Origin of the sequence: Amycolatopsis camponoti (assembly GCF_902497555.1) — a bacterium.
Lineage (GTDB): Bacteria > Actinomycetota > Actinomycetes > Mycobacteriales > Pseudonocardiaceae > Amycolatopsis > Amycolatopsis camponoti.
Map to the genome: position 1 here is coordinate 1 of NZ_CABVGP010000001.1, position 23,432 is coordinate 23,432.

Genomic DNA, 23,432 nt, shown 5'->3' on the forward strand with positions numbered 1-23,432 from the left:
CGCGGCGGCGAAGCCGTCGGCCGCCGCGGCGAGCAGCAGCACCGGCGCCAGCCACGGGTTGAGCAAGCCCGCGGTGAGCATCGCCGCCGCGAGCGAGATCGCCGACGACGTCAGGTCGGCCACCCGGCGCAGGCTCGTCTCGATCGACCGGACGCCGAACCGCGCGCCCTGCCTGGCCAGCTCCCGGAAGTCCGCGTCCTCGAACGCGATCAGCCCGACGCGCACGACCGCCGCCGTCACCGCGTCGTCCGCCGCCGCGGTGACGCGAGGCCGCAGCGCCCCCTCGACGGCCGCGACCGCGGCGTCGAGCATCGCGCGCGCCGCGTACGAACCCATGACGACCGCGATCGCCGGCAGCGACTGCAGCACGCGCTCCGGCGTCGGGCCCTGTTCGAGCAGCGCGGTGAAGACGTTCGCGGTGGCGAGCAGCCCGAACGCCGTGACGCAGCCCGAGACGACGTGCACGAGGCCGGCCAGCAGCGTCAGCCTCGGCGACGTCCGCCAGGCCAGCCGCAGCACGACGGCGATCGCGGCCGGCAACGCGCGCACGGCCTGGCCGAACCCGGCGTCGGCCACGCGTTCGTCGACGCGCGCCCATTCGGGCATCTTGACGTTCTCGACCCCGATCAGCGGAGGCGAGTCCTGAGGCGGTTCGGCGGTTCTGCGCACCCTTACATCTCTACTCCGGGGGTCCGACAATTCCGGACGCCCGAGCGGTGCCCTACCCGGTTTTCCGGGTGTACCGCGCGCGCAGGAACGGGCTGAATTCGCGGTCTTCGCCCATCTTGACGTCGATTTCGTGCGTCAGGGTGCCGCCGTCGGGGGTCAGCCGGTGCCGGGCCACCCCGCGGGCCGTCTTCTTGTCGAGCACGAGCGTGGTGCCGGCCCAGTCACCGCGGGCGGGTGACTCGGGCGGGAAGCCGTAGCTGTCGAAGCCGTACCAGAGCGTTTCGCCGGACTGCGGGTCGACGGTGAACACGTTGTGCCCCAAGAACTCCGAGCCGTCTTCGCGGTGCTGGCGATAGTGCTGGACCAGCGCGAAGCCGTTGAGGGCCAAGCGGTATTCGCACTCGGCGCGCGCGGTCGAAGCCGGTGCCCACGGCGAGGCGGCGAGGTCTTCGGTGCCGGTCCAGTCGCCCGCGAAGGCCTTCAGGGCGTCGTGCGCGGGCCCGAGGGTGGGCATGTCCATGGTCGTCTCCATTTCGACAGGTACCTGTCGATGTGCGAGACTAGCACGCATGCGGTCGCATCGAGCCGAGATTTTCACCCGGGTGGTCGACGCGGTCTTCGCGTGCAACGGCGGTTTCCTCGCGGCGGGTGACGCGCTGACGGAGCCGGTCGGGCTGACGGCGGCCCAGTGGCAGGTCCTCGGTTTCCTCGAGGACGGCCCGGCGACCGCGGCGGAGGTCGCGCGCCGCCGCGGGCTGCGCCGGCAGAGCGTGCAGGAGACGGTGAACCGATTGCTGCGCAACGGAATGCTCGACCGCTTGCCGAATCCGGCCGACGCGCGGGCGCCGTTGTTGTCGGTGACGCGGCGGGCGAAGGAAGCGCTGCGCGAGCTGGGGTCGGCGCAGGTCGGCTGGGCGGAGGACGTGGCGGGATCCGTGTCCCAGGAGGACCTCGAGACGACGCTGCGGACGTTGCGGCGGCTACGGGAGGTCGTGGCCCAGCCGCGGCTGCTCTGACGGCTGGTTCGCCGCGCCGGGGCCGGGGAGCACGTCGATGTCGCGTGCGTGCATCGACTCGCCGCAGTGGGTGCAGCGGAGGTCGACGGTGGTGATCTCGCCGCACGCGTGGTGGCGGTAGAGCACCGGCGGGCCGGCCTCGCCCGCGAGCCACTTGTCGCCCCAGCGGGTCATGGCCATGAGCATGTCGACGAGCTCGGTGCCCATTTCGGTCAGGACGTACTCGTAGCGCGGCCGCCGGTCGTACGGCCGCCGCTCGACGATCCCCTGGTCGGCGAGGTGGTTCAGGCGTTCGGTGAGCACTTTGCGCGAGATGCCGAGGTCGGCCTGGATCTGCTCGAACCGGCTGATGCCGACCCAGACGTCCCGCAGGATCAGGGGTGACCAGGGTTCGCCGATGACGTCGAGCGTGCGCGCGATCGAGCACGCGGCCAGCTCGCTGAAGTTCGTGCGCTGCATGAAGCCACTTTAGCAGTCAGGGTTCCCTCAGGGAACTCTGACTGCTACGGTTTTGAAGTCTCCTCAAGGAACTCCGAAAGGATCGCGGCGATGAGCAAGGTCTTGAGCGCCCACGCGGTGTCGGTCGACGGGTACATCACCGGCCGCGACGCCGGCCCCGGGCACGGCCTGGGCGACGGCGGCACGCTTTTCGACTGGTACACCGACGGCGACACGCGGAGCCGGGTGTTCGACTTCTTCAAGCTCAGCGCGCCGAGTGCCCGCGTCTTCGACAGCCTCGCCGGCCGCATCGGCGCGGTCGTCGCGGGCCGCAACACCTACGAGGACTCGGACCGCTTCGGCGGCGGCAGCCCGCACCCGGGCGCCCCGCTCTTCCTCGTCAGCCACCGGCCGGCGCCCGAGCTGACCGAGCGGCAGACTCTGTTCGGTGACGTCAAGGAAGCCATCGAGGCCGCTCGCGAGGCAGCCGGCGGGAAGGACGTCGGCCTCATGGGTGGCGGCGTCCTGACCTCGGCGCTCGCCGCGGGGCTCGTCGACGAGGTCGTCCTCCACCAGGTGCCCGTGCTGCTCGGCGGCGGCCGGTCGTTCTTCCAGGAGCTTCCCTCGCACGTCCGGCTCCGGCTGATCGAAGCCGTCGCCGCGCCCGGTGTCACCCACCTCCACTACGCGATCGCCTGAAGGAGACCGTCATGATCAACGCCGACGTCCGCCGCATCCTCGAAACCGCCGTCGTGGGTCACCTCGCCACGCTGCTGCCCGACGGCGCCCCGCACTCGATCCCGATCTGGGTGGACCCGGAGGGGGACCACATCGCGATCATGACCGGCCCGGACTCCCGCAAGGCCCGCAACCTGCGGCGCGACCCGCGAGTGGCGCTCTCCCTGACACCGGTGGACAACCCGTTCGAGCCGGTGATCATCCGCGGACGAGTCGAGAAGTGGATCGACGGGGACGCGGGCTGGGCGATCATCGACCGGATCGCGACCAAGTACATCGGGCAGCCGTACCCGCGCGAGCAGGCGCGGGAGGTGGCGCTGATCGCGGTGGAGCGCCAGAGCGTGGGCATGGGCTGAAGAGCGGCCGGGGGCAGGCTGCGCTCGGCGGCGGACGCACTCGCGCGCTACGGCGCGGGGAAGTCCCAGCCGGTCGTGGCCGCGTCAGTCCGGCTTGATGCCCAGCAGCGTCAGGAACGTGCGGAACCCGGCCGGCATGTCGACCTCCGCCGGGTCGAGCAGCCACTGCAGCTGCAAGCCGTCCAGGACCGCGATCGCGATCGGCGCCAGCTGTTCCGGCGTCGCTCCCGGCGGGAGCTCGTCGCGGTGGCGTTCGAGCATCTGGGTCATGCCCGCCCGCACGCGCTCGTAGCGGTCGTGGAAGTACTCGCGCGCCGGGTGGTCCTCCGTGACGCTGTCCGCCGCCAGCACCGTGTACGTCTGGACGATCCCCGGCCGGGTCGCGTTGTAGTCGACCAGCTCGGCCAGCTGGTTGACCGTCATCGACGACTCGTCGCCCTGCGGGGCGTGGCCGAAGTGCAGCAGATCCCACTCGTCGCGGGTCTCCAGCACCGCCGCCAGCAGATCCTCCTTCGTGGGGAAGTAATGCATCAGCCCCTGCTGGGTCAGCCCCACGCGGTCGGCCACCGCCGCCAGCGAAGTGCCGCGATAGCCGCGTTCGGCGATCACTTCGAACGCCGCTCGGACGATGCTCGCTCGGCGGTCGGCGCCCCTGGCCCGGGTCATGATCCCGAGCCTACGGGACAAGCTGTCACGGAACCATAACGTTCACTACCCGACGCCAGGTAGAGTACGCGCCCATGAGCTTCGACGTCGACGCGCTGCTGGCCGAGCTCGACCTGGACGCCAAGGCGAGGCTGCTCGCCGGCCAGGACGTCTGGAGCCTGCCCGGGCTCCCGCGGATCGGGCTCCGGTCCGTGGTGCTCTCGGACGGCCCGGTCGGCGTCCGCGGCGTCCGGTGGAGCCCGGACGACCCCTCGGTGACGCTCCCCAGCCCGACGGCCCTCGCCGCGAGCTGGGACCCGCGCCTGGCGGTGCGGGCCGGCCGCCTGCTCGCGCAGGAGGCCCGCCGCAAGGGCGTGCACGTCCTCCTCGCCCCGACGGTCAACCTCCAGCGCTCGCCCCTGGGCGGCCGTCACTTCGAGTGCTACTCGGAAGATCCCCTCCTCACCGGGATGATCGGCGCCGGCTACGTCACCGGCGTTCAGGACGGCGGGGTCGCCGTCACGGTCAAGCACTTCGTGGCCAACGACTTCGAGACCGAACGCTTCACCGCCGATGTCCACCTCAGCGAGCGCGCGTTGCGCGAGCTCTACCTCGCGCCGTTCGAACTCATCGTCCGGCGGGCCAAGCCGTGGGGGATCATGGCCGCCTACAACAGTGTCAACGGCACCACGATGACCCAGCACGACGAACTGCTCAACGGCGTGCTGCGCGACGAATGGGGCTTCGACGGCTTCATCGTCTCCGACTGGCTGGCCGCGCGCGACACCGTCGCCTCCGCCAACGGCGGCCTCGACGTCGCGATGCCCGGCCCCCGCACGGTTTTCGGGGAACAGCTCGCGGAAGCCGTGCGCGGCGGCGAGGTCGACGAAGACGTCGTCGACGAGATGGTGCGGCGCGTGCTCTTGCTGGCCCACCGGACCGGCGCGCTCGGCGGCGGCCCCACCCCATGGCAATCCACTGTGGACGGTGAGGCGATCGCGCGCGAGATCGCGCACCGGTCGTTCGTGCTGCTCAGCAACGAAACCGGCGTGCTCCCCCTGCGTGCCCCGCAGAGCATCGCCCTGATCGGCGCGCTGGCCGCGGACCCCAAGATCCTCGGCGGCGGCAGCGCCACCGTGTTCCCCGAACACATCGTCTCCCCTCTGGACGGCCTCCGGAAGGCCGTTCCCCCGAGCACCGACCTGGCGTTCGCCATCGGTGCCGATCCGCGAACGACGCTACCGCCGGCCACCGACAATTTCCGGCTCCGCGCGACGGCCAAGGCGGCAGACGGCACCCGATTGGCTGAATTTCCGCTCAGGGAAGCCAAAATAAACTGGATCGGCGAGCTGCCGAGAGGGCTCGACCTGGCCACGCTCGCGTCGGTCGAGATCGAAGGCACCTACCTGCCGGAGCGGAGCGGCACGCACACCTTCGCCGTCACCGGCCCCGGCGACCTCCGCCTCACCGTCGCGGGTCAGACCCTCTTCGACGGCGTCAACCTGCCCGAAGGCGGCGACGTCTTCACGTCGATCATGCAGGTGATCGAGCAGCGCCGGGAGGTCGAGCTGACGGCGGGCGAGCTCGTCGACGTCAGCCTGACGTACTGGATCCCGTCGGAGATGGCGGAGTTCGCCCGCGGCACCTTCGCCTGGGTCACCTTCGCGCTCGGCCACCGCGGCCCGGTCCTCGACCCGGACGCCGCCCTCGACGAAGCCGTTGCCCTGGCGGGGAAGTCGGACGTCGCGGTCGTCGTGGTCGGCACCACCGCCGAGGTCGAGAGCGAGGGCTTCGACCGGACTTCCCTGGCGCTGCCGGGAAGACAGGACGAACTCGTGCGGCGGGTCGCGGCGGCCAACCCGAACACGGTGGTCGTCGTCAACGCCGGCTCCCCGGTGGAGCTGCCGTGGCGAGACGACGTCGCCGCGGTGCTGCTCACCTGGTTCCCCGGCCAGGCGGGCGGCGACGCGCTCGCCGACGTCCTCTTCGGTCGCGAGGAGCCCGGCGGCCGCTTGCCGACGACGTGGCCCGCGAAGCTCGAAGACGCCCCGGTCACCGACGTGACGCCGGAAGAAGGCGTTCTCGAGTACGGCGAAGGCGTGTACATCGGGTACAGCGCCTACGCGAAGACAGAGACGCAACCCGCGTACTGGTTCGGCCACGGCCTGGGCTACACGACCTGGGTCTACGAAGAACTCGACGTCTACCCGGACGACGAAGGCGGCGCACGCGTCCGGGTCCGCGTCCGCAACTCGGGGACGCGCAAGGGCCGTGAAGTCGTGCAGCTCTACCTGGCCCCGACCGAGCGCGGTGACCGGCCGCCCCGCTGGCTCGTGGGGTTCGCGAGCGTCGAAGCGGGCCCCGGTGAATCGGTCGAGTCCGACATCGTCGTGCCGCCGAGGTCCGCTGAAGTCTGGCGAGACGGCTGGCGGCACATCGCCGGCGAGTACGTCCTGGAGGCTTCGCACTCCTACGCGCAGCCGCGGCTGAGCACGCGGGTCGTCCTCCAGAAAATACGTTGACGCCCACCGCAGGAGCCCCTAGCTTCAGCGGCGCACCCCGGAACGAGCGGAAGGGAGGTGGGTCCGATGATCACGCAACCGATCACGCGCTCCCACCTCGCCTCGAGGGTGCCGGGTTTCTGACCGGGAGCGCGTACTCCCGGAAGGACTTCCATGACCGATCTGGTCGTGCGCCCGCTCGAAGCGGGCGAAGAATCACTGTTCACCTCCCTGCCCGACCGCGGCCTCGTCGGCCGCAAGCTGCTCGGCAACGACTTCGCCGAGATGGCGGCCAAGGGCGAATACCGGCCCGAATGGGTCTGGGTCGCGCTGCGCGATGACGTCGTCGTGGCGCGGGCCGCGTGGTGGGGCACCCCCAAGGACGCGGAACCGATCGCGCTCGACTGGTTCGACTTCACCGACTTCGACGCGGGCGTCGAGCTGCTGAAACGGGTCCCGCTGCGCGCGGAGTACTCCCTGACCACGCCGCCCGGCTGGCAGGACGACCCGGACGTCGCGCACGAGGTCACCATCCGCGTGGAGGCGGCCGAGAAGGCGGGCTACCGCAAGCTCGTCGAGCGCTACCGGTTCTGCTGGACGCCGGAGAACGGCCTGCCGGCGCGAACCGGCCGGCTCGTCTTCCGGCCCGAGCCGGACGACGACGTGATCCTCGACGTCTTCAGGCGGGTGCACGCCGGCAGCCTCGACGCGCACGTGCGGAAGACGGTCGAGGAGCACGGGCTCGACGCGGCCGCCCGCGAGGACCTCGACATCATGCTGTGGATGCCGGCGCCGCGGGACTGGTGGCGGCTGGCGTACACACCCGAGGGCGAGCTGGCCGGGTTCGTCCTGCCGAGCCGCAACGCCTACGACCCGGTGGTCGGCTACGTCGCCGTCGTGCCGGAGCAGCGCGGCCACGGCTACGCGTACGACCTGGTGGTCGAGGCTACGCACGACCTCATCGGGTACGGCGCGGAGCAGATCGTCGCGGGCACCGACGTCGGCAACGTCCCGATGGCCAAGGCCTTCGCCAAGGCGGGCTACCCGGTGACCCAGCACCGCATCGACCTCGTGTGATCCCCGGCGGCGGCCGCGTCTTGCCCGGCGCGGCCGCCGCGCGGTAACGTCGCTAGAGCGATCTATCAAATCGGCACAGGGGGCCCGAGATGGACGTTCTGCAGGAGAAGGGTCTGACGCCGCTTCGCGTGATCCTCGGCTTTTCGCTGGTCAGTACGACAATCCACTACGCGCACAACGCCATTCGCGTCGCGGACTACCCGCAGCTGCCGGGCGTCTCGGCGACGGTGGCGGGCATCGTCGTCGCCTTCGGCTGGGTGCTGTTCACGACGTTCGGCTGGCTCGGCTACCGCGCGTACGTCCGGAAGAAGTACCCGCGGGCGCTGGCCTTCCTGTTGGTCTATTCGCTGGCCGGGATGATCACCCTCGGCCACTTCCTGACCGGCGTACCGCAGATCCCGGGGTTCTTCTTCGCGACGATCTTCACGGATGCCGCAGCGGGGCTCGCACTCTGGGTGTTCCTCACCTGGGCCTGGGCGACACTCGACCGGGTGACCTCGCGAGATCAAGTTTCTACACAACATTGACGTTCGTCGGAACTGTGTAGACACTCGGACGGGTGACCACCACCACACCGGTGACCTTCGAACGCCGTCCGGACGAGTACCGCCACTGGCGCCTCCAGCTCGACGGGGAGGTGGCGTGGCTGGAAATGGACGTCGACGAGCAGGGCGGGCTCGTCCCGGGCTACGAGCTCAAGCTCAACTCCTACGACCTCGGGGTCGACATCGAGCTGTACGACGCGACCCAGCGGCTGCGGTTCGAGCACCCCGAGGTCCGCGTGGTGGTGGTGACCAGTGCGAAGGACAAGGTCTTCTGCGCGGGCGCGAACATCCGGATGCTCGCCGCGTCCGAGCACCACTGGAAGGTGAACTTCTGCAAGTTCACCAACGAGACCCGCAACGGCATGGAGGACGCGACCGCGCACTCCGGCCAGACGTACGTGGCCGCGGTGAACGGCACCTGCGCCGGCGGCGGCTACGAGATCGCGCTGGCCTGCGAAAAGATCCTGCTGATCGACGACAACTCGTCGACCGTCGCGCTGCCGGAGGTGCCGCTGCTCGGTGTGCTGCCCGGCACCGGCGGCCTGACCCGGGTCGTCGACAAGCGGCGCGTGCGCAAGGACCTCGCCGACGTCTTCGCGACGCGCTCCGACGGCGTCAAGGGCAAGACCGCGGTCGACTGGCGGCTGGTCGACGAACTGGTGCCGCGCCAGGGGTTCCGCGAGGCCGTGGCGGCGCGGGCTCGGGAGATCGCGCGGGAGTCCGACCGGACCGGTGAGGGCGGGATCGAGCTGACGCCGCTCGAACATCGCTATGTCGACACGGAAGTGGCCAAGGACCAGGTCACCATCACCGTCAAGGGACCCGAAAACGACCCCGGTGACCTGCACGAAGAAGGCGCGAACGGCTGGTTCCTCGCGATGACCCGCGAGCTGGACGACGCCATCCTGCGGCTGCGCACCAACGAGGTCGAAGCCGGCACGTGGATCCTGAAGACCCAGGGCGACCCGGAGAAGGTGCTCGCGCACGAACGGGCCGTGTTCGGCGCGAAGGACTGGCTGGGCAACGAGATCACGCAGTACTTCAAGCGCACGCTCAAGCGCCTCGACGTCACCAGCCGCACGCTGATCGCGCTGATCGAGCCCGGCAGCTGCTTCGCCGGGTCGCTGCTCGAACTCGCGCTCGCCGCCGACCGCCAGTACCTCCTCGACGGCCCGCCGATCGACGACGAAGACAGCGACGCACGCGCGACCATCAGGCTCAGTGAGGCCAACTTCGGCCCGTTCCCGATGGGCAACGGCCTGACCCGCCTGCAGACGCGCTTCTACGGCGACGACGACCACCTCGCCTGGCTCGCGCGCGAAAAGGACCACGAGCTGAGCGCGGCCGAGGCCGTCGAACTCGGCCTGGTCACCGACGCCCCGGACGACCTCGACTGGGAGGACGAGATCCGGATCGCGCTGGAGGGCCGGGCGTCGCTGTCCCCGGACGCGCTCACCGGCATGGAGGCCAACCACCGGTTCGTCGGTCCCGAGACCGTCGAGACCAAGATCTTCGGCCGGTTGGCGGCTTGGCAGAACTGGATTTTCACCCGGCCGAACGCATCCGGGCCCGAAGGCGCGCTGCGCCGATACGGTACGGGACAGAAGGCCGTCTTCGACAGGAAGCGGGTCTGAGCGCAGATGCCCGAGAAGATCGACTACGACGCCAAGATCCCCAACAACGTCAACCTCTCCGAAGACCGGCGGCTGCAGCGCGCGCTGGAGGGCTGGCAGCCGAAGTTCATGCACTGGTGGGGCGAGATGGGCCCGACGCTGGAGACCCAGGGCGTCTACCTGCGCACCGCCGTCAGCGTCGGCCGGGAGGGGTGGGCGCACTTCGACCACGTCAACGTGCCGGACTACCGGTGGGGCATCTTCCTCGCCGAGCGCGACCCCGACCGGCGGATCGCCTTCGGCGAGCACAAGGGCGAAGAGGTCTGGCAGCAGGTGCCCGGCGAATACCGCGCCGACCTGCAGCGGCTGATCGTCATCCAGGGCGACACCGAGCCGGCGTCGGTCGAGCAGCAGAAGCTCCTCGGGCTCACCGCGCCGAGCCTCTACGACCTGCGGAACCTGTTCCAGGTCAACGTCGAAGAGGGCAGGCACCTGTGGGCGATGGTGTACCTGCTGCACGCCTATTTCGGCCGCGAAGGCCGTGACGAGGCCGAAGGGCTGCTGCTGCGCAACTCCGGCAGCCCCGACGCGCCCCGCATCCTCGGCGCGTTCAACGAGGAGACCGCCGACTGGCTGGCCTTCTACATGTTCACCTACTTCACCGACCGCGACGGGAAGTACCAGCTCGGCACGCTCAAGGAGTCCTCCTTCGACCCGCTCTCGCGCACCTGCGAGTTCATGCTGAAGGAGGAGGCGCACCACATGATGGTCGGCACCACCGGCGTCGACCGCGTGGTGACCCGCAGCGCCGAGCTGATCCGCGAGCACGACACGCTCGACATCGCCGCGCACGGCGGCATCCCGCTGGACATCATCCAGAAGTACATCAACTTCCACTACACCGTCTCGCTCGACCTGTTCGGCAGCGAGACGTCGACGAACGCGGCCAACTACTACACTGCCGGGCTCAAGGGCCGCTGGCAGGAGGGCCGCCGCAAGGACGACCACAAGCTCACCGGCGACGCCCGCACGCTGGAGAAACCGGGCGGCGACGGCACCTGGACGTCGGAGGAGATGCAGGCGATCCTGCTGCTGAACCTCGACCTGCGCAGCGAGTACGTGGCCGACTGCCAGACCGGCGTGAAGCGCTGGAACAAGATCCTCTCCGACGCCGGGATCGACTTCACGTTCCGCTTGCCGCACCCTGGCTTCAACCGGGAAGTCGGCATAAACTCCGGCCACCACGTCACTCCCGACGGCACCATCGTCGACGAGCCGACCTGGCAGGCGGGCAAGAGCAAGTGGCTGCCCACCACCGAGGACCTCACGTTCGTCCGCTCGCTGATGCACCCGGTGTACGAGCGGGGGAAGATCGCGAGCTGGGTGGCGCCGCCGCGGCAGGGCATCAACGGGAAGCCCTTCGACTACGAGTACGTCTACCTCACGTAGGAGGCCTGGTGGCGACAGGGTTCAATGCCGCGGAGTACCTGCTTTCGGCCGGGCGACCGGACGCGACCGCGGTCGTGTCGCCCCGCCGCACGCTCACCTACGCCGAGCTGGCGGCCGAGTCGCGGCGGGTCGCGGGCGGGCTCGTCGAGCTCGGTGTGCGGCCCGAAGAGCGCGTCATGTTCTGCATGGTGGACGACGTCGAGCTGCTCACCGGGATCCTCGGCGCGATGCTGGCCGGCGCGGTCGCCGTGCCGGTGTCGACCATGGTCACCGGGCTCGAGCTGGGCAAGATGCTGGCCGACTCGCGGGCGCGCCTGCTGTGCGTGTCCGGCGAGTTCGCCGAGCAGGCGGTGACCGCGCTCGGGTTCGCGCCGGAGGTCACCGACGTCGTGCTCGACCGGTCGGACGCGGCGGCGTTCGGCGTCCGGACGCACGAGTGGTCGTCGCTGACCGGCGCGTTCCGAAGTGGACAGACGTGGGAGGACTCGCCCGCGTTGTGGCTCTACACGTCCGGGACGACGGGACAGCCGAAGGGCGCGATGCACCGGCACGCGAGCATCCGCGCGGTGTGCGAGACGTACGCGCGCGGCGTGCTGGCGACGACGTCGGTGGACCGGTTCCTGTCCGTCCCGAAGCTCTTCTTCGCCTACGGGCTGGGGAACTCGTGCTTCTTCCCGCTGGGGGCGGGCGGGACGACGCTGCTCGAGCCCGCGCGTCCGACGCCGGCGTTGTTCGCCAGACGGGCTCGTGAAGAGAAGCCTTCGCTGTTCTTCGCCGTCCCGACGTTCTACGCGGCTCTGCTCGCGAGCGACGTCCCGGACGACTCGTTTTCCTCGGTGCGGCACGCGGTTTCGGCCGGTGAGCCGCTGCCCGCGTCGTTGTTCGAACGGTTCCGGGCCCGCTTCGGGCTGGAGATCCTCGACGGCATCGGGTCCACCGAGGCGTTGCACATCTTCCTGTCGAACCAGCCCGGCGCGGTGCGGCCGGGCACCACCGGCGTCGCGGTGCCGGGCTACTCCGTGCAGATCCGCGACGAGGCGGGCGCGGTGATCGACGCCGCCGGCAAGCCCGGCGAGCTGTTCGTGGCCGGGCCGTCGACGGCGACCGGCTACTGGGCCCGGTACGACGCGACGAAGCTCGTCTTCCAGGGCGAGTGGCTGCGGACCGGCGACAGCTACGTCCGCAACGAGGACGGCACGTACTCCTGCCTGGGCCGGTTCGGGGACATGCTGAAGGCGGGCGGGATCTGGGTGTCACCGTCCGAAGTGGAGGAACGGCTGCGGCAGCACCCGGCGGTGGCGGAGGTGGCGGTGGTCGCCGCGCCGGACGCCGACGGGCTCGACAAGCCGGTCGCGTGCGTGGTGGCCGCGCCCGGGTTCGCCGTGGACCCGGCCGAGCTGATCGAGTTCTGCCGCGAAGGTCTCGCGGCGTTCAAGCGCCCGCGAGGAGTGGTCGAACTGGCGGAACTGCCGAAGACGGCGACGGGCAAGATCCGCCGGAACGTGATCCGCGAGCAGGTCCGGGACGTCCTGCGGGTGGTGCCCAGCCAGTGATCGACGGTTACTTCGTGGTCGACGCGCACGTCCACACGCCGCGCCTGCCGACGCTCAAGCCCGCCTGGACGCAGTGGGCGCACGACTTCGCGGGTTCGTACCCGTGGCGTTCGGTGTACTCCTCTTCGGGGGAGGTGATCCCGTCGGCGATGGACGAGCTGATGGAGTCCGAGGGCGTCGACCGGGTGCTGCTGTTCTGCGAATACAGCCCGCGGGCGACCGGGATCCAGCCGATCGAAGACAACTTGCCTTTGGTGGAGCACAACCCTTCTCGCTTCCGGCTGGTGGCGAACGTCAACCCGTACCTGCACCACCCGCCGGCGTCGGAGGTCGCCCGGCAGCTGGACCTGGGCGCGGTGGCGCTGAAGATCCACCCGGTGCACGGCGCGTTTTCCCCGGCGGACAAGGAGCTGTACCCGGTCTACCAGCTGTGTGCCGAGCGCGGGGTGCCGGTGATCCTCCACTCGGGAACGTCGAGCTTCCCGGGGTCTCGCACGAGTTTCGGGAACCCCGAGCTGATGTCCGATGTGGTCGAGGACTTCCCGTCGCTGCAGTTCGTCTTCGCCCACGGCGGCCGCGGGTGGTGGTACGACGTGGCGGCTTTCCTGGCCTTGGCCCGGGACAACGTCTGGCTGGACCTGGCCGGGTTGCCGCCGAAGAAGCTGCCGGAGTACTACCAGCGGTTCGACCTCGCCCGGCTGGCGGGGAAGTTCGTGTTCGGGACGGATTGGCCGGGAGTGCCGTCGGTGGCGAAGAACGTGCGGGCGTTGACCGGGCTGGGCTGGCCCGAGGACGTCTTGAACGGCGTTCTCGGCGGCAATGCGATCAAATTGATGCCGTCATTGGGGTAATTGTTCAGCCGAACGGATGAAAGCGGCACCCCGGGTAACGAGCGCGGAAGCATGCGCGACTGGGGTGGCATGATTGCCGAGATAATCACGGCTGCCGTGCCGACCCTCGTCACGCGTCTCGCGGACGAATTCTTCGCGAAGCGCCGTGACAGCGTGGACGTCGGCGAACTCCAGGAGCAGGTCGCGCGGCTCGTGGCGGAAAAAACCAGCCTGGGCTGCGAACTGGCGGAGATCAGACAGGCGGTGCTGGTGCTGGCCCGGTACCTCGCGGTGACCCGGCAGGACGTGTTCGTGCTGGAAACCGACCACCTGGCCCTGACCGAGCGGTTCCGGATCGACCGCGAGAAGACGGTGGTGCCCGTCATCGACGATTTCCGTACGCGAGTCGAGCGATCCGTCGAACGGAGGCAGAACAACGCCATCGAGTCGTTCCGGCGGCGTGCCGAGGGCCTGCCCGGGCGGGGGGAAATCGCGCCGGCGGTGATCGAAGGCCGAGCGGTCGACGATTTCCTGAGTGATTTTTCCGAAGAAGTCCTCCGCCTGCGGACCGGACGGGATGAGGGGCGCTCATGAACGACGTTTTCCTGCTGCCCCGGTTCTTCGAGCAGGTCCGGCTGCACCTGTGGGCGAACTACCTGCACCTCCCGGCCCACGCGCCCATCATGGGGTTCTTCGGCAGGCCGGGCGACGGCAAGTCGGCCCAGCTGGCCGCCGCGCTGGAGCGGTGCCACGTCGAAGTGCTGCGGATCAACGCTTCGGACCTCGAGAGCGGGCTGGCCGGCGAGCCGGGGAAGCTCGTCGCGCGGACCTACTCCGCGGGGTCGGAAGCGATCCGCCAAGGCGTGCCGACCGCCGTGCTCGTGGACGACATCGACACCACCGTCGGCGAATGGGAGCAGAACACCGGAACCGTCAACCACCAGCAGATCCTCGCGGAGCTGATGCACATCGCGGACCGCCCGGTCGACCCTGGCCGCAAGCGGCCCTGCCGCGTGCCCGTCTTCGTCACGGGCAACAACCTCCTCCGCATCTACCCGCCGTTGCGGCGGCACGGCCGGATGGCCCCCGTCGAATGGTCGCCGACCCGCCAGGAAGTGGCCGAAGTCGTCCATTGGATGCTGGGTGCCCTCGCCGACGGCGATGCGATCGGCAAGCTGCTCGCCGAGTTCGACTCCGAACCTCTCGCCTACTTCGCCGAGGTGCGCACGATGCTGCTCCGGTCGCACCTGCTCGGCTACCTGGAGCAGGCGCCCGCCGACATGCGGACCGTGGTGCGGGAGCGGGCGGCACGCGGCAGCGCGATGCTGTCCAGCCAGCCGCGGTTCGACGAAATCGCCGTCCTGGACGCGGCGCGGACGGTGCACAGGCTGAGGTCGGCCGTACTCCGCGACTACCTCTACGAGCCGGCGAAGGGAGCGAAGTGACCACTCCGAGGACTTACACCCACACCTGGGTCCAGGCTCGACTCGAGTCCATTCAGGATCAGTTCCGGTTCTTGCTCATGTACGCGGACGTCGGCGAGTCCCATGTGGACAAGGTGGCCGACGGCGTCGCCGAGGAGGCCATCGAATCCGTCGGCGTCTACGCCTGTGATGCCACCGGCCTGCGTGTGATCGAGGTGGAGCTGAAGGTCGACTGGTCCGACCACGCGCGCCTGACGCTGGAGACGCCCTTCATCGTCAGTGGCCTGCCCGGGTGGAAGGACCACGAAACGCCCGAGATGCGCGTGGCCGGCCGCCGGTTCGCGGAGACCGTCAAGGAGCAGAAGCTGACCACCGGCTGGTGGATCAGGCTGAGCCGGCGGATCCGGCAGGACGACCGGCGCAACGAGCACTGGAGATCGCGGCTGAACATGAGCGGGAAGAACGCCCCGGACTGGAAGGGCGGTGGCTTCGACGAACGAACGGAGAACCTGTTCGACCTCGAGGAAGGCGACATCTTCATCCGCCGGAACCGCGAGTGATCCCGGTCAGGCCAGAACCTCGTGCAGGCAGAGTACGTTGCCTTCGGAGTCGGAGAACCACGCCGCCCGCTCGTTGCCCAGCTGCGCGATGTGGTCGACGGTCTTCAGGTCTTCCAGCTCGAAGTCCTGGAACCGAATCCCGCGGTTCTCCAGCGCTTTGACCTCGGCCGGGAGATCCGAGACTTCGAAGCTCAACGCCGTGCTCTCGCTCTGCGCGCCCGCCGGCATGGTGCGGAGCCCGATGGCTCCCGCGCCCGCCGCGAAGTACAGCGTTCCGTCTTCGCCCTTCCCCGTCTGCTTCAGGCCCAGGGAGTCCGCGTAGAAGTGGCCGGCGCGTTCGCTGTCGGTCACCGGGAGCATCGTCGTGATGGTCGATTCGGTCAGCATGGACCCATCGTGCGCGCTGACGAAACCGCTGACCAGCGAAGCTTTTTCAACCTCAGGCGTTGAACGCGCGCAGTGTCCGCATGGCTTCCGCGAGTGCCGGCGCGTCGTCACCCAGCGGGGTCAGCACGATGCGGCGCAGGATCTCCGCCGCCGCGGTCTGGGCCTTGTTCGCCATGTCCAGCCCGTGGTCGGTCAGTGCCGCGAACGTGACGCGGCGGTCGTCCGGGCTCGGGACGCGGCAGATCAGGTCTGCCGCCACCAGGCGGTCGGCCACCTTCGTGAAGCCGCCGCTGGACAGCGCCGCCTCCGTGGCCAGCTTGGTCATCGGCATCCGGTGGTCGGGCGAGCGGACCAGCCGCAGCAGGATGTCGAACGACGCGGGCGCGAGCCCGAGCCGGTCGGCGATCTCGCCCATCAGCTTCTCCTGCGTGGCCAGGTAGCCCTCGATGACCAGGCCCCACCACGTGACGATCTCGTCGTCGTCGGTCTTCGGATCCACCGGCTCAGCCTACCGGAAAGTCTGTACGGAATATATCTTGCTCGCGAGAGGTTCTGCGGTTACCTTGAATCCAGGAGGCAACCATGGCGATCAAGACGTCCGGCCTGCACCACGTCACCGCGATCGGGGGCGACCCGCAGCGCAACGCCGACTTCTACCTGCGGACCCTGGGCCTGCGGCTGGTGAAGACCACCGTGAACTTCGACGACCCGGGCACCTACCACCTCTACTACGGCGACAGCGCGGGCAAGCCGGGCTCGCTGATGACCTTCTTCCCGTGGCCCGACGCGCCGAGTGGCCGCCACGGCACCGGGCAGGCGACGACCACGTCGTTCTCGATCCCCGAATCCTCCCTCGGCTGGTGGAAGCAGCACCTCGCCGCGAACAGCGTCGAGACCGGCGCAGTCCGCAACGCCGACGACGACGAGACGCTCACCTTCCGTGATCCCGACGGCCTGAAGCTGGCTCTCGTCGCGCACCCGCAGGGCGACCCGCGCGACCCGTGGGACACCGAGCTGGTCCCGGCCGAGCACGCGATCCGCGGCCTGCACTCGGTGACGCTCTCCGTGACCAAGGAAGACGCCACCGCGGGCATGCTCACCGACGGTCTCGGCCTCAGCTTCGCCCACCAGGACAGCAATCGTTTGCGCTTCGCCGCCGGCGAAGGCGGGCCGGGCGCGCTGGTCGACGTCCTCGTGACGCCGGACGCGCCGCGCGGGCTGGTCGCCGCGGGCACCGTGCACCACGTCGCCTGGCGCGCGCCGGACGAGGACACCCAGAAGGCCTGGCGCGAAGAGCTCGTCGACCAGGGCGTGCACGTCACTTCGATCCTGGACCGCCAGTACTTCCGCTCGATCTACTTCCGCGAGCCGGGCGGCACGCTGCTGGAGGTGGCGACCGACGAACCGGGCTTCGCGATCGACGAACCGCTGCTGGAGCTGGGCCGCGCGCTCAAGCTGCCGCCGTGGCTGGAGCCGCGCCGCGAAGAGATCCAGCACATGCTGCCCAAGCTCAACCTCCCCGCCGAGAACAATCCGGAGCTGTCATGACGCTGGAGCACAAGTACGTCGAAGGCTCGCCGGAGGCGCCGGTGCTGCTCCTGCTGCACGGCACCGGCGGCAGCCCCGACGACCTGCTCGGCCTGGCGCGCGAGCTGAGCCCGGACGCCGCCGTCCTGGCCCCCTTCGGGCCGGTGTCGGAGCACGGCGCCGCGCGGTGGTTCCGTCGGCTCGCCGAGGGCGTCTTCGACCACGAAGACGTCATCAAGCGCGCGAACCAGCTCGCGGACTTCGTCCTCGAAGCACGCGAGAAGTACGGGCTGGGCGACCGGCGGCTGGTCGCCGTCGGCTTCTCCAACGGCGCCAACATCGCGGCCGCGGTGACGTTGCTGCGGCCGGAGGTCGTGCGCGAGGCCGCGTTGTTCGCGGCGATGTCGCCGGTCCCGGAGCCGCCGTCGCACGACCTGTCCGGCTCCCGCGTCTTCCTGGCGAACGGCGAACACGACCCGATGGCGCCCCTGGCGTCCACGGAGGAGCTGATCGGGCTGCTGCGCGAGCGCGGGGCCGACGTCGTCACGCAGCGCCACCGCGGCGGGCACCAGATCACGCCCGACGGCGTCCGCGCGGCCGTCAAGTGGTTCACGCCCTGACGTTTGTACGGAGCGTATATCGGTGCGCCCTACGATCGGGCGATGACTAACGAGGCACTACAGCGTGCTACGAAACTGCTGGACGCCGCCATCCTCGCCGACGGGCACAACGACCTGCCGTGGGAGCTGCGGGAGCACGGCGGCCCGAACCCGGTCGAGGCGGCCGCGTCGCTCGACCTGACCGTCCGGCAGCCGGCTCTGCACACCGACTTCCCGAAGCTCGCCGACGGGAAGCTCGGGATGCAGTTCTGGTCGGTGTACGTGCCCTGCGAGTTCGAAGGCCACAGCGCCGTGACGGCGGTCCTCGAGCAGATCGAGGTCGTCCACCAGCTGGCCGAGCGCTACCCCGATCGCCTGCGGCTGGTCGACACCGCCGACGAGGCCGAGGCCGCGTTCGCCGACGGCCGGATCGCGTCGCTGCTGGGGGCCGAGGGCGGGCACAGCATCGCCGAATCGCTGGGCGTGCTGCGGATCCTGCGCCGCCTCGGCGTCCGCTACATGACGCTGACGCACAACTTCAACACCACCTGGGCCGACTCGGGCACCGACGAGCCGGCCCACGGCGGCCTCACCGAGTTCGGCCGCGACGTCGTGCGCGAGATGAACAAGATCGGCATGATGGTCGACCTCTCGCACGTCGCGCCGACGACCATGCGCGCGGCGATCGAGGTCAGCTCGGCGCCGGTGATCTTCAGCCACTCCTCCTGCCTCGCGGTGAACGACCACCCGCGCAACATCCCCGACGACGTCCTCGCGTTGCTGCCCGGCAACGGCGGCGTCGCGATGACCACGTTCGTGCCGGCGTTCATCTCGCCGAAGGTCAGCGCGTGGGACCAGGAGCTGAAGGCCGCGATGGAGACCGCGGGCAAGGAGTACCGGAACCTGGCCCAGCGCGGGGAGTTCGTGAAGGAGTGGGACGGCCCGGTCAAGCCGAAGGCCACCGTCGACGACGTCGTCGCGCACGTCGAGCACGCCCGCGAGGTCGCCGGGATCGACCACATCGGCCTCGGCGGCGACTACGACGGCGTCGGCACGCTGCCGGAGGGGCTGGAGGACACGTCCAAGTACCCGGTGTTGTTCGCGGCGCTGCTCGAGCGCGGGTGGAGTGACGAAGACTGCGTGAAGCTGGCCGGGAAGAACACGCTCCGCGTGCTGCGGGAGGTCGACGGCTTCGCCCGTTAGGGGGTTTGACACAGCGCTCCCCGCGCGCCGGACGGACACTGGTCACATGACGCACGCGCGCGGGGGCGCGGCCGACCGCCCCACCGGCCCGACCCACCACGACCTGCCCGGAAACGGCCGCCATGACCTGCCCGGCGACGAGGTGCCCGAGGGTGCCCTCGAGCCCGCCGAGCTGCGCGCCGGCGACGTCCGGCCCGGCGCCGAGGAGGTCACGCCGGTGCGCCCGGCGCCGGCCAGGACCAGCGCGGCCACCAAGAAACGCTCCCGGCCGACGCGGATCAGCGGCACCTGGGTCGCGGTCATCGCCGGGCTGGTGGTGCTGGTGGTGCTGCTGGTCTTCATCCTGCAGAACCTCGACCCGGCGACGGTGCACTTCTTCGGCGCCGAGGGCAGCCTGCCACTGGCGATCGCCATGCTGTTCTCGGCCATCGGCGGCGCGGTGCTGGTCGCGCTGATCGGCGGGGCCCGGATCCTGCAGCTGCGGAAGCAGGCACGCCGCCGCTGAGCTCTAGACGATGATCGACGTCATCGTCAGCACCTGGGCGCAAACGTTTTCGTCGCCGGTCGTGCGGACGCGGCCGACGTCGGCGGCGCTGCGGGTGCAGAGCCGCCAGAACGTGTCCAGGTCCGTAGTCACGGTGGCCAAGGGCGTGCGTGACGGCGGCGCGCCGCGGTCCAGGACCCAGCCGTCGCGCTCGCGGCGGGCGTGCCACTTGCCGGCGCCGGTGACCGTGTAGCCCACCTGCTTGCCGACCCGCGCCTCGACGGCGCGCAGGGTGTGCGGCAGCGCGCGGACGAACGTGTCGGCGATCGGCTCGGCGTACTCGGCCTCCAGCGGCGTGTGTTCCAGCGCTTCGCGGATCTGCACGTGGTGGACCCAGAACTCCGAATAGTCACGGGCCGCGTCGAGCCAGCGCGGCGCCGGCCCGTCGCCCGCCCAGCTCACGGGCTCGCCGTCGGCGTCGAGGTCCAGCTTCGCCCAGTGTTCGGTCGTCTGGCCCATGAGCTCGTACATCATCGTGAGCAGCACGTCCGTCGAGAGACGGCGGCACGCGACGACCCACTCCTCGTTGATCCGGTCGATGAAGCGGGCGAAGGACTCACCCGGGCGGGGGGCTTCGGCGGTGTGCCCGTCACGGCTTCGCGACAGCCGGCCGGCCTTGTCACCCAGCAGATGGGCGGCGATGTCCTTGACCGTCCAGCCGGCGCACATGGTCGGCCGCTCCCAGTCTTCCTCGGTCAGCGCGCCGAGCAGCGTCATCAGCGACTGTTCTTCCTTGGAGAAGTACGGGAGGACGTCGATCGGCGGGCCCCAGCGCGTCGGACTCATGGGCTACATGATGCCGGTCGTCACACCACCGTTCGGCCTACCCGCAGGTAGCATCAGCGCGGAAGCAGAGGGGAGCCCACCGGTGAACGCAGAGCGACCGAACGGCCGGGGCACCGGCGACGAGGTGGCCGACCTGGCGCGGCGCGCCGGGCAGCTGGCGGGCTGGGCCGCGCGCACCGGGTTCGCGCTGGGGCGCAAGCTCCCCGGCGTCGAGACCGCCGAACGCGGGGTGCGGCAGGTCGAGCGCCAGCTGCTGGGCGAGCTGCGCCGCCGCCTCGACGAGGTCGACGACCCGTACCACGCGGCGCTGACGGCGGCGTCCGCGATGAACCGCCCGGCGGTGCCCGGGAAGGTCGAAGCCAGCGTCACGCTCGTGCCCGCGCGCGACAACCACGCCGAGCCGCTGCGCGCCGCGATGGCCGAGCTGCTCAACCACTCCATCGGCTTCGGCCGCGAGCGGGCCCGCGAGTACTTCTACGCGATCATCCTGCGCCAGCTCACGCCGGACGAGGCCCGCATCCTCTCCGCGCTGTCGGACGGCTCGCCGTTCCCCGCGATCGACGTCGTCGAGCGCACCGGCCTCGGCGGCAGCGGGCGCGTCGCGCTGCGCAACGCGTCGACGGTCGGCAAGGCGGCCGGGGTGTCGCTGCCCGACCAGGTGCCCGGGTACGTCACGCGGCTGATCGGGCTGGGCCTGGTCGACCTCGACGAAGAGGTGCCGTCGCTGGAGACGCAGTACGAGATCCTGCTGACCGACGAGACCGTGCGCGACGCGGAGAAGCACGTCAAACGCGCGAAGTACGTCCGGCGGACGATCCACGTTTCGCGCCTGGGGGCGCAGTTCTGGCAAGCCTGCGACCCGAGCTTCGGCTGACCGCATGGGGTCGTTCCTCGCCGGCATCGTCGCCGACTTCGCGCAGCACTGGCCCCTCTACGTCTCGATCCCGGTCGTCGCCGCGCTGATCGGCTACGGCACCAAGCTCGTCGCGATCCGGATGATGTTCCAGCCGGTGGAGTTCATCGGCGTCAAGCCGTTCCTCGGCTGGCAGGGCATCGTGCCCAAGCGCGCCGCGCGGATGGCGAGCATCGCCTGCGACACGATGACCGAGCAGCTGATCGAGCCGGCCGAGGTCGTGGCGCGGCTGGACGCGTCCCGGATCGCCCAGGAGATCGAGAAACCGCTGCTCGCGGGCGTCGAAGACATCGTGCGCGAGGTGGCGGGGCACTACCAGCCGGGGCTGTGGGAGTCGCTGCCGGTACGGGTCCAGCGGCTGGTGATCGAACGCGTCCAGCACGAGTCGCCGCGGATGGTCGCGGCCGTGCTCGACCTGATCAAGTCCGATGTGGACAGTGTGTTCGACCTCAAGGGCATGGTCGTCACCAGCCTGGTCAAGGACAAGCGGCTGCTGAACCGGATCTTCCAGGAGGCGGGCGCGAAGGAGTTCAAGTTCATCGCCCGCTCGGGCCTGGTCTTCGGCGGCGCGATCGGCGTGATCCAGATGGTGGCCTGGATCCTGTTCAAGTTCCCGCTGATCATGCCGTTGTTCGGCCTGTTCACCGGCTGGTTCACCGACTGGCTGGCGCTGCGGATGATCTTCTACCCGATCGAGCCGAAGCGCTATTTCGGCGTGGAGTGGCAGGGCCTGTTCCTGAAGCGGCGCGCGGAGGTCGCGGAGGCGTACGGAGCGCTGATCGCCCAGGAGATCATCACCCCGCACAACGTGATCGAGGCAATCCTGCACGGCCCGCTGTCCGACCGGGTACTGGCGCTGATCCAGCGTCAGCTCGACCGGGAGCTGGGGAGCGTCGCGAGGCCCCTGCTGGTGTTCGCGGTCGGCAGCCGCAAGTACCAGGACGTGAAGCTGGCGATCGCGGAGCAGATCATGTCCCGCCTCCCGGAGACGATGCGCTACATCGAGGACTACGCGACCGACGCGATGGACATCAGGAACGTGCTGGTGTCGAAGATGAAGGAGCTGTCCCCGCACGAGTTCGAGCGGTTGCTGCGGCCGGCCTTCGAACAGGACGAGTGGATTTTGATCGCCACCGGGGCGGTACTGGGCTTCGCCGTCGGTGAAGGTCAGGTGCTCTTGCTGGAGCACCTGGCCGCATAGGGCCGCGGTCGACCTCACTTGAGGGGGTTTCGGCCCGCTGTCGCTGCCAGCCTCGCGGGCATGTCTTGCATGACCCGCCGCTTGGAGCAGTCGATTGCCGCTCGCTGGCGTACTCGGACGGCCGGTGACGGTGGACGAGCGCGCAACTGGCAGACCCGCCTCGGCTACTACGAAGCTCTCGACGCCGCGCTGGAGCGGAACGGCTCGCCCGACATCGACGTCAACGACATCGTGCGGGCGCACCGGAACGGAAAGTTGTCGACCGCGTACGCCATCGTGACCAACGGTGGCCTGGCGCGGTTCTACCGCACCGAGCAGATACCCCCCGACCGGCGGCGGATCGCCGACTTCGTTCCCGAGTCACCGATCCACCAGTTGCTCGCCGAAACGAAGGTCTGGAGCTTCTGGCCGGGCCGCGAAGCGTGGCTGCGGGAACTGGACGAGCGGTTTCCGACAGCGCCGTTCCGGACCGCGGCGCAACGGCTCGCGCAGGTGCTCGCCGGGTGGCGGGAGCGGCATCCCCTGCTTGCCGCGACCCAGGGCGGGCTCCCGCCGCTCTGCGCGATCGAAGACCTGGTGATCCTCGGCCGCGGCGCCCTGTCCGCCGCTCGGGCGGTGGAACTCCTGCTCGGGGCCGGCCCAGCGGGTGAGCTCGAGTTCCCCCAGGAACTCGGGTGCGGACAGGTGCCGGTCCTGAATCACTCCGCGATCGACGACATCGCGACCCGGCTCGACACCGCCATCGGCCTGCTCGGTGCGGGTGACGGGACTCGGTTCGCGATGGGGCTGCTCACCTCGGCCCGTCGCGACTTGGCGGCCCTGCGCCGGGGCGGGACGCGGTCGCACCCCGGCTGAGCC

Annotated in this window: 26 protein-coding genes and 1 pseudogene; 20 read left to right on the forward strand and 7 right to left on the reverse strand. The window is 70.0% G+C overall.

Translation table 11 applies throughout. The annotated features are described in order from the left end of the window. Nucleotides 1-669 (reverse strand): annotated as a pseudogene (locus tag AA23TX_RS00005) (ABC transporter ATP-binding protein); the annotation flags it as partial. Between the two features lie 52 nt (nt 670-721). Then, a complete protein-coding gene (locus AA23TX_RS00010; protein ID WP_230862283.1) occupies nt 722-1,189 on the reverse strand; it encodes a DUF1579 family protein in 468 nt (155 codons plus the stop codon). Nucleotides 1,190-1,238: 49 nt separating this feature from the next. On the opposite strand from AA23TX_RS00010, the gene AA23TX_RS00015 reads away from it, so the two are divergent. Then, entirely contained in the window at nt 1,239-1,685 is a 447-nt protein-coding gene (locus tag AA23TX_RS00015; RefSeq protein ID WP_155540550.1) for a MarR family winged helix-turn-helix transcriptional regulator, read from the forward strand. On the opposite strand, the gene AA23TX_RS00020 is transcribed toward AA23TX_RS00015, so the two are convergent. After that, the gene (locus AA23TX_RS00020; protein ID WP_155540551.1) at nt 1,650-2,144 is read right to left on the reverse strand and encodes a winged helix-turn-helix transcriptional regulator; all 495 of its coding nucleotides are present in this window, start codon (nt 2,142-2,144) and stop codon (nt 1,650-1,652) included. The two genes, AA23TX_RS00015 and AA23TX_RS00020, sit on opposite strands and share 36 nt — an antisense overlap. Before the next feature lie 90 nt (nt 2,145-2,234). On the opposite strand from AA23TX_RS00020, the gene AA23TX_RS00025 reads away from it, so the two are divergent. Together AA23TX_RS00025 and AA23TX_RS00030 are read left to right on the forward strand one after the other, a co-directional pair. Beyond that, on the forward strand, nt 2,235-2,822 hold the full coding sequence (locus tag AA23TX_RS00025) for a dihydrofolate reductase family protein (RefSeq protein ID WP_155540552.1): 588 nt from the start codon (nt 2,235-2,237) through the stop codon (nt 2,820-2,822). A gap of 11 nt (nt 2,823-2,833) precedes the next feature. Beyond that, entirely contained in the window at nt 2,834-3,217 is a 384-nt protein-coding gene (locus tag AA23TX_RS00030) for a PPOX class F420-dependent oxidoreductase (protein WP_155540553.1), read from the forward strand. A gap of 84 nt (nt 3,218-3,301) precedes the next feature. Here AA23TX_RS00030 and AA23TX_RS00035 read toward each other — a convergent pair whose 3' ends face one another. Further along, nucleotides 3,302-3,883: a TetR/AcrR family transcriptional regulator gene (locus AA23TX_RS00035; RefSeq protein WP_155540554.1), complete on the reverse strand. Its 582-nt coding sequence runs from the start codon at nt 3,881-3,883 to the stop codon at nt 3,302-3,304. Nucleotides 3,884-3,957: 74 nt separating this feature from the next. On the opposite strand from AA23TX_RS00035, the gene AA23TX_RS00040 reads away from it, so the two are divergent. The 10 genes from AA23TX_RS00040 (at nt 3,958) to AA23TX_RS00085 (ending at nt 15,414) form a co-directional block, all read left to right on the forward strand. Next, entirely contained in the window at nt 3,958-6,384 is a 2,427-nt protein-coding gene (locus tag AA23TX_RS00040; RefSeq protein WP_155540555.1) for a beta-glucosidase H, read from the forward strand. Nucleotides 6,385-6,537: 153 nt separating this feature from the next. Beyond that, nucleotides 6,538-7,440, forward strand: a complete 903-nt coding sequence (locus AA23TX_RS00045) for a GNAT family N-acetyltransferase (protein WP_155540556.1) — start codon at nt 6,538-6,540, stop codon at nt 7,438-7,440. Between the two features lie 89 nt (nt 7,441-7,529). Then, on the forward strand, nt 7,530-7,967 hold the full coding sequence (locus AA23TX_RS00050) for a hypothetical protein (protein ID WP_196425123.1): 438 nt from the start codon (nt 7,530-7,532) through the stop codon (nt 7,965-7,967). A gap of 32 nt (nt 7,968-7,999) precedes the next feature. After that, the gene (gene boxC / locus AA23TX_RS00055; protein ID WP_155540557.1) at nt 8,000-9,619 is read left to right on the forward strand and encodes a 2,3-epoxybenzoyl-CoA dihydrolase; all 1,620 of its coding nucleotides are present in this window, start codon (nt 8,000-8,002) and stop codon (nt 9,617-9,619) included. Nucleotides 9,620-9,625: 6 nt separating this feature from the next. Continuing rightward, a complete protein-coding gene (boxB, locus tag AA23TX_RS00060; protein ID WP_155540558.1) occupies nt 9,626-11,047 on the forward strand; it encodes a benzoyl-CoA 2,3-epoxidase subunit BoxB in 1,422 nt (473 codons plus the stop codon). Between the two features lie 8 nt (nt 11,048-11,055). Continuing rightward, complete coding sequence (locus AA23TX_RS00065) at nt 11,056-12,600, forward strand: benzoate-CoA ligase family protein (RefSeq protein ID WP_155540559.1); 1,545 nt, start codon at nt 11,056-11,058, stop codon at nt 12,598-12,600. Then, nucleotides 12,597-13,451 (forward strand): amidohydrolase family protein, encoded by an 855-nt coding sequence (locus AA23TX_RS00070; RefSeq protein ID WP_155540560.1) that lies wholly within the window; start codon nt 12,597-12,599, stop codon nt 13,449-13,451. Before AA23TX_RS00065 ends, AA23TX_RS00070 begins: the two co-directional genes overlap by 4 nt. 51 nt (nt 13,452-13,502) lie before the next feature. Continuing rightward, complete coding sequence (locus AA23TX_RS00075) at nt 13,503-14,024, forward strand: hypothetical protein (protein ID WP_155540561.1); 522 nt, start codon at nt 13,503-13,505, stop codon at nt 14,022-14,024. Continuing rightward, nucleotides 14,021-14,875 (forward strand): AAA family ATPase, encoded by an 855-nt coding sequence (locus AA23TX_RS00080; RefSeq protein ID WP_155540562.1) that lies wholly within the window; start codon nt 14,021-14,023, stop codon nt 14,873-14,875. Before AA23TX_RS00075 ends, AA23TX_RS00080 begins: the two co-directional genes overlap by 4 nt. Beyond that, complete coding sequence (locus tag AA23TX_RS00085; protein WP_155540563.1) at nt 14,872-15,414, forward strand: hypothetical protein; 543 nt, start codon at nt 14,872-14,874, stop codon at nt 15,412-15,414. The genes AA23TX_RS00080 and AA23TX_RS00085 overlap by 4 nt, the downstream gene beginning before the upstream one ends. 6 nt (nt 15,415-15,420) lie before the next feature. Here the strand turns inward: AA23TX_RS00085 and AA23TX_RS00090 are convergent, their stop codons facing one another. Continuing rightward, nucleotides 15,421-15,801, reverse strand: coding sequence for a VOC family protein (locus AA23TX_RS00090; protein ID WP_155540564.1), 381 nt, complete (start codon nt 15,799-15,801; stop codon nt 15,421-15,423). A gap of 52 nt (nt 15,802-15,853) precedes the next feature. Continuing rightward, complete coding sequence (locus AA23TX_RS00095) at nt 15,854-16,300, reverse strand: MarR family winged helix-turn-helix transcriptional regulator (RefSeq protein ID WP_155540565.1); 447 nt, start codon at nt 16,298-16,300, stop codon at nt 15,854-15,856. 83 nt (nt 16,301-16,383) lie between these two features. Here AA23TX_RS00095 and AA23TX_RS00100 point away from each other — a divergent pair, with 83 nt between their 5' ends. Genes AA23TX_RS00100 through AA23TX_RS00115 form a run of 4 tightly spaced genes read left to right on the forward strand, consistent with a single transcriptional unit; the run spans nt 16,384 to nt 19,635 of the window. After that, nucleotides 16,384-17,349 (forward strand): ring-cleaving dioxygenase, encoded by a 966-nt coding sequence (locus AA23TX_RS00100; protein ID WP_155540566.1) that lies wholly within the window; start codon nt 16,384-16,386, stop codon nt 17,347-17,349. After that, nucleotides 17,346-17,948 carry an alpha/beta hydrolase gene (locus tag AA23TX_RS00105; RefSeq protein WP_155540567.1) on the forward strand — a complete coding sequence of 201 codons (603 nt, stop codon included), beginning with the start codon at nt 17,346-17,348 and terminating at the stop codon, nt 17,946-17,948. The genes AA23TX_RS00100 and AA23TX_RS00105 overlap by 4 nt, the downstream gene beginning before the upstream one ends. A 42-nt stretch (nt 17,949-17,990) precedes the next feature. Then, on the forward strand, nt 17,991-19,130 hold the full coding sequence (locus tag AA23TX_RS00110) for a dipeptidase (protein WP_155540568.1): 1,140 nt from the start codon (nt 17,991-17,993) through the stop codon (nt 19,128-19,130). A 46-nt stretch (nt 19,131-19,176) separates the two neighbouring features. Beyond that, nucleotides 19,177-19,635, forward strand: a complete 459-nt coding sequence (locus tag AA23TX_RS00115; protein ID WP_155540569.1) for a LapA family protein — start codon at nt 19,177-19,179, stop codon at nt 19,633-19,635. A 3-nt stretch (nt 19,636-19,638) separates the two neighbouring features. On the opposite strand, the gene AA23TX_RS00120 is transcribed toward AA23TX_RS00115, so the two are convergent. Then, the gene (locus AA23TX_RS00120) at nt 19,639-20,460 is read right to left on the reverse strand and encodes a maleylpyruvate isomerase family mycothiol-dependent enzyme (RefSeq protein ID WP_155540570.1); all 822 of its coding nucleotides are present in this window, start codon (nt 20,458-20,460) and stop codon (nt 19,639-19,641) included. Between the two features lie 82 nt (nt 20,461-20,542). Here AA23TX_RS00120 and AA23TX_RS00125 point away from each other — a divergent pair, with 82 nt between their 5' ends. From AA23TX_RS00125 to AA23TX_RS00135, 3 genes are all read left to right on the forward strand, one after another. Then, nucleotides 20,543-21,334: an Abi-alpha family protein gene (locus tag AA23TX_RS00125; protein ID WP_155540571.1), complete on the forward strand. Its 792-nt coding sequence runs from the start codon at nt 20,543-20,545 to the stop codon at nt 21,332-21,334. A 4-nt stretch (nt 21,335-21,338) separates the two neighbouring features. Further along, nucleotides 21,339-22,574, forward strand: a complete 1,236-nt coding sequence (locus AA23TX_RS00130) for a DUF445 domain-containing protein (protein WP_155540572.1) — start codon at nt 21,339-21,341, stop codon at nt 22,572-22,574. A gap of 69 nt (nt 22,575-22,643) precedes the next feature. After that, nucleotides 22,644-23,429: a hypothetical protein gene (locus tag AA23TX_RS00135; RefSeq protein ID WP_155540573.1), complete on the forward strand. Its 786-nt coding sequence runs from the start codon at nt 22,644-22,646 to the stop codon at nt 23,427-23,429. Nucleotides 23,430-23,432: the final 3 nt, after the last annotated feature.

Bases quoted from the DNA above. Each gene is read 5' to 3' on its own strand.
- AA23TX_RS00110 (WP_155540568.1), top strand. From the start codon at position 17,991: ATGACTAACGAGGCACTACAGCGTGCTACGAAACTGCTGGACGCCGCC.
- AA23TX_RS00100 (WP_155540566.1), top strand. From the start codon at position 16,384: ATGGCGATCAAGACGTCCGGCCTGCACCACGTCACCGCGATCGGGGGC.
- AA23TX_RS00035 (WP_155540554.1), bottom strand. From the start codon at position 3,883: ATGACCCGGGCCAGGGGCGCCGACCGCCGAGCGAGCATCGTCCGAGCG.
- AA23TX_RS00115 (WP_155540569.1), top strand. From the start codon at position 19,177: ATGACGCACGCGCGCGGGGGCGCGGCCGACCGCCCCACCGGCCCGACC.
- AA23TX_RS00045 (WP_155540556.1), top strand. From the start codon at position 6,538: ATGACCGATCTGGTCGTGCGCCCGCTCGAAGCGGGCGAAGAATCACTG.
- AA23TX_RS00015 (WP_155540550.1), top strand. From the start codon at position 1,239: ATGCGGTCGCATCGAGCCGAGATTTTCACCCGGGTGGTCGACGCGGTC.
- AA23TX_RS00050 (WP_196425123.1), top strand. From the start codon at position 7,530: ATGGACGTTCTGCAGGAGAAGGGTCTGACGCCGCTTCGCGTGATCCTC.
- AA23TX_RS00080 (WP_155540562.1), top strand. From the start codon at position 14,021: ATGAACGACGTTTTCCTGCTGCCCCGGTTCTTCGAGCAGGTCCGGCTG.
- AA23TX_RS00025 (WP_155540552.1), top strand. From the start codon at position 2,235: ATGAGCAAGGTCTTGAGCGCCCACGCGGTGTCGGTCGACGGGTACATC.
- AA23TX_RS00090 (WP_155540564.1), bottom strand. From the start codon at position 15,801: ATGCTGACCGAATCGACCATCACGACGATGCTCCCGGTGACCGACAGC.
- AA23TX_RS00130 (WP_155540572.1), top strand. From the start codon at position 21,339: ATGGGGTCGTTCCTCGCCGGCATCGTCGCCGACTTCGCGCAGCACTGG.
- AA23TX_RS00040 (WP_155540555.1), top strand. From the start codon at position 3,958: ATGAGCTTCGACGTCGACGCGCTGCTGGCCGAGCTCGACCTGGACGCC.
- AA23TX_RS00020 (WP_155540551.1), bottom strand. From the start codon at position 2,144: ATGCAGCGCACGAACTTCAGCGAGCTGGCCGCGTGCTCGATCGCGCGC.
- AA23TX_RS00030 (WP_155540553.1), top strand. From the start codon at position 2,834: ATGATCAACGCCGACGTCCGCCGCATCCTCGAAACCGCCGTCGTGGGT.
- AA23TX_RS00010 (WP_230862283.1), bottom strand. From the start codon at position 1,189: ATGGACATGCCCACCCTCGGGCCCGCGCACGACGCCCTGAAGGCCTTC.
- AA23TX_RS00075 (WP_155540561.1), top strand. From the start codon at position 13,503: ATGCGCGACTGGGGTGGCATGATTGCCGAGATAATCACGGCTGCCGTG.
- AA23TX_RS00120 (WP_155540570.1), bottom strand. From the start codon at position 20,460: ATGAGTCCGACGCGCTGGGGCCCGCCGATCGACGTCCTCCCGTACTTC.
- AA23TX_RS00135 (WP_155540573.1), top strand. From the start codon at position 22,644: ATGACCCGCCGCTTGGAGCAGTCGATTGCCGCTCGCTGGCGTACTCGG.
- boxB (WP_155540558.1), top strand. From the start codon at position 9,626: ATGCCCGAGAAGATCGACTACGACGCCAAGATCCCCAACAACGTCAAC.
- AA23TX_RS00105 (WP_155540567.1), top strand. From the start codon at position 17,346: ATGACGCTGGAGCACAAGTACGTCGAAGGCTCGCCGGAGGCGCCGGTG.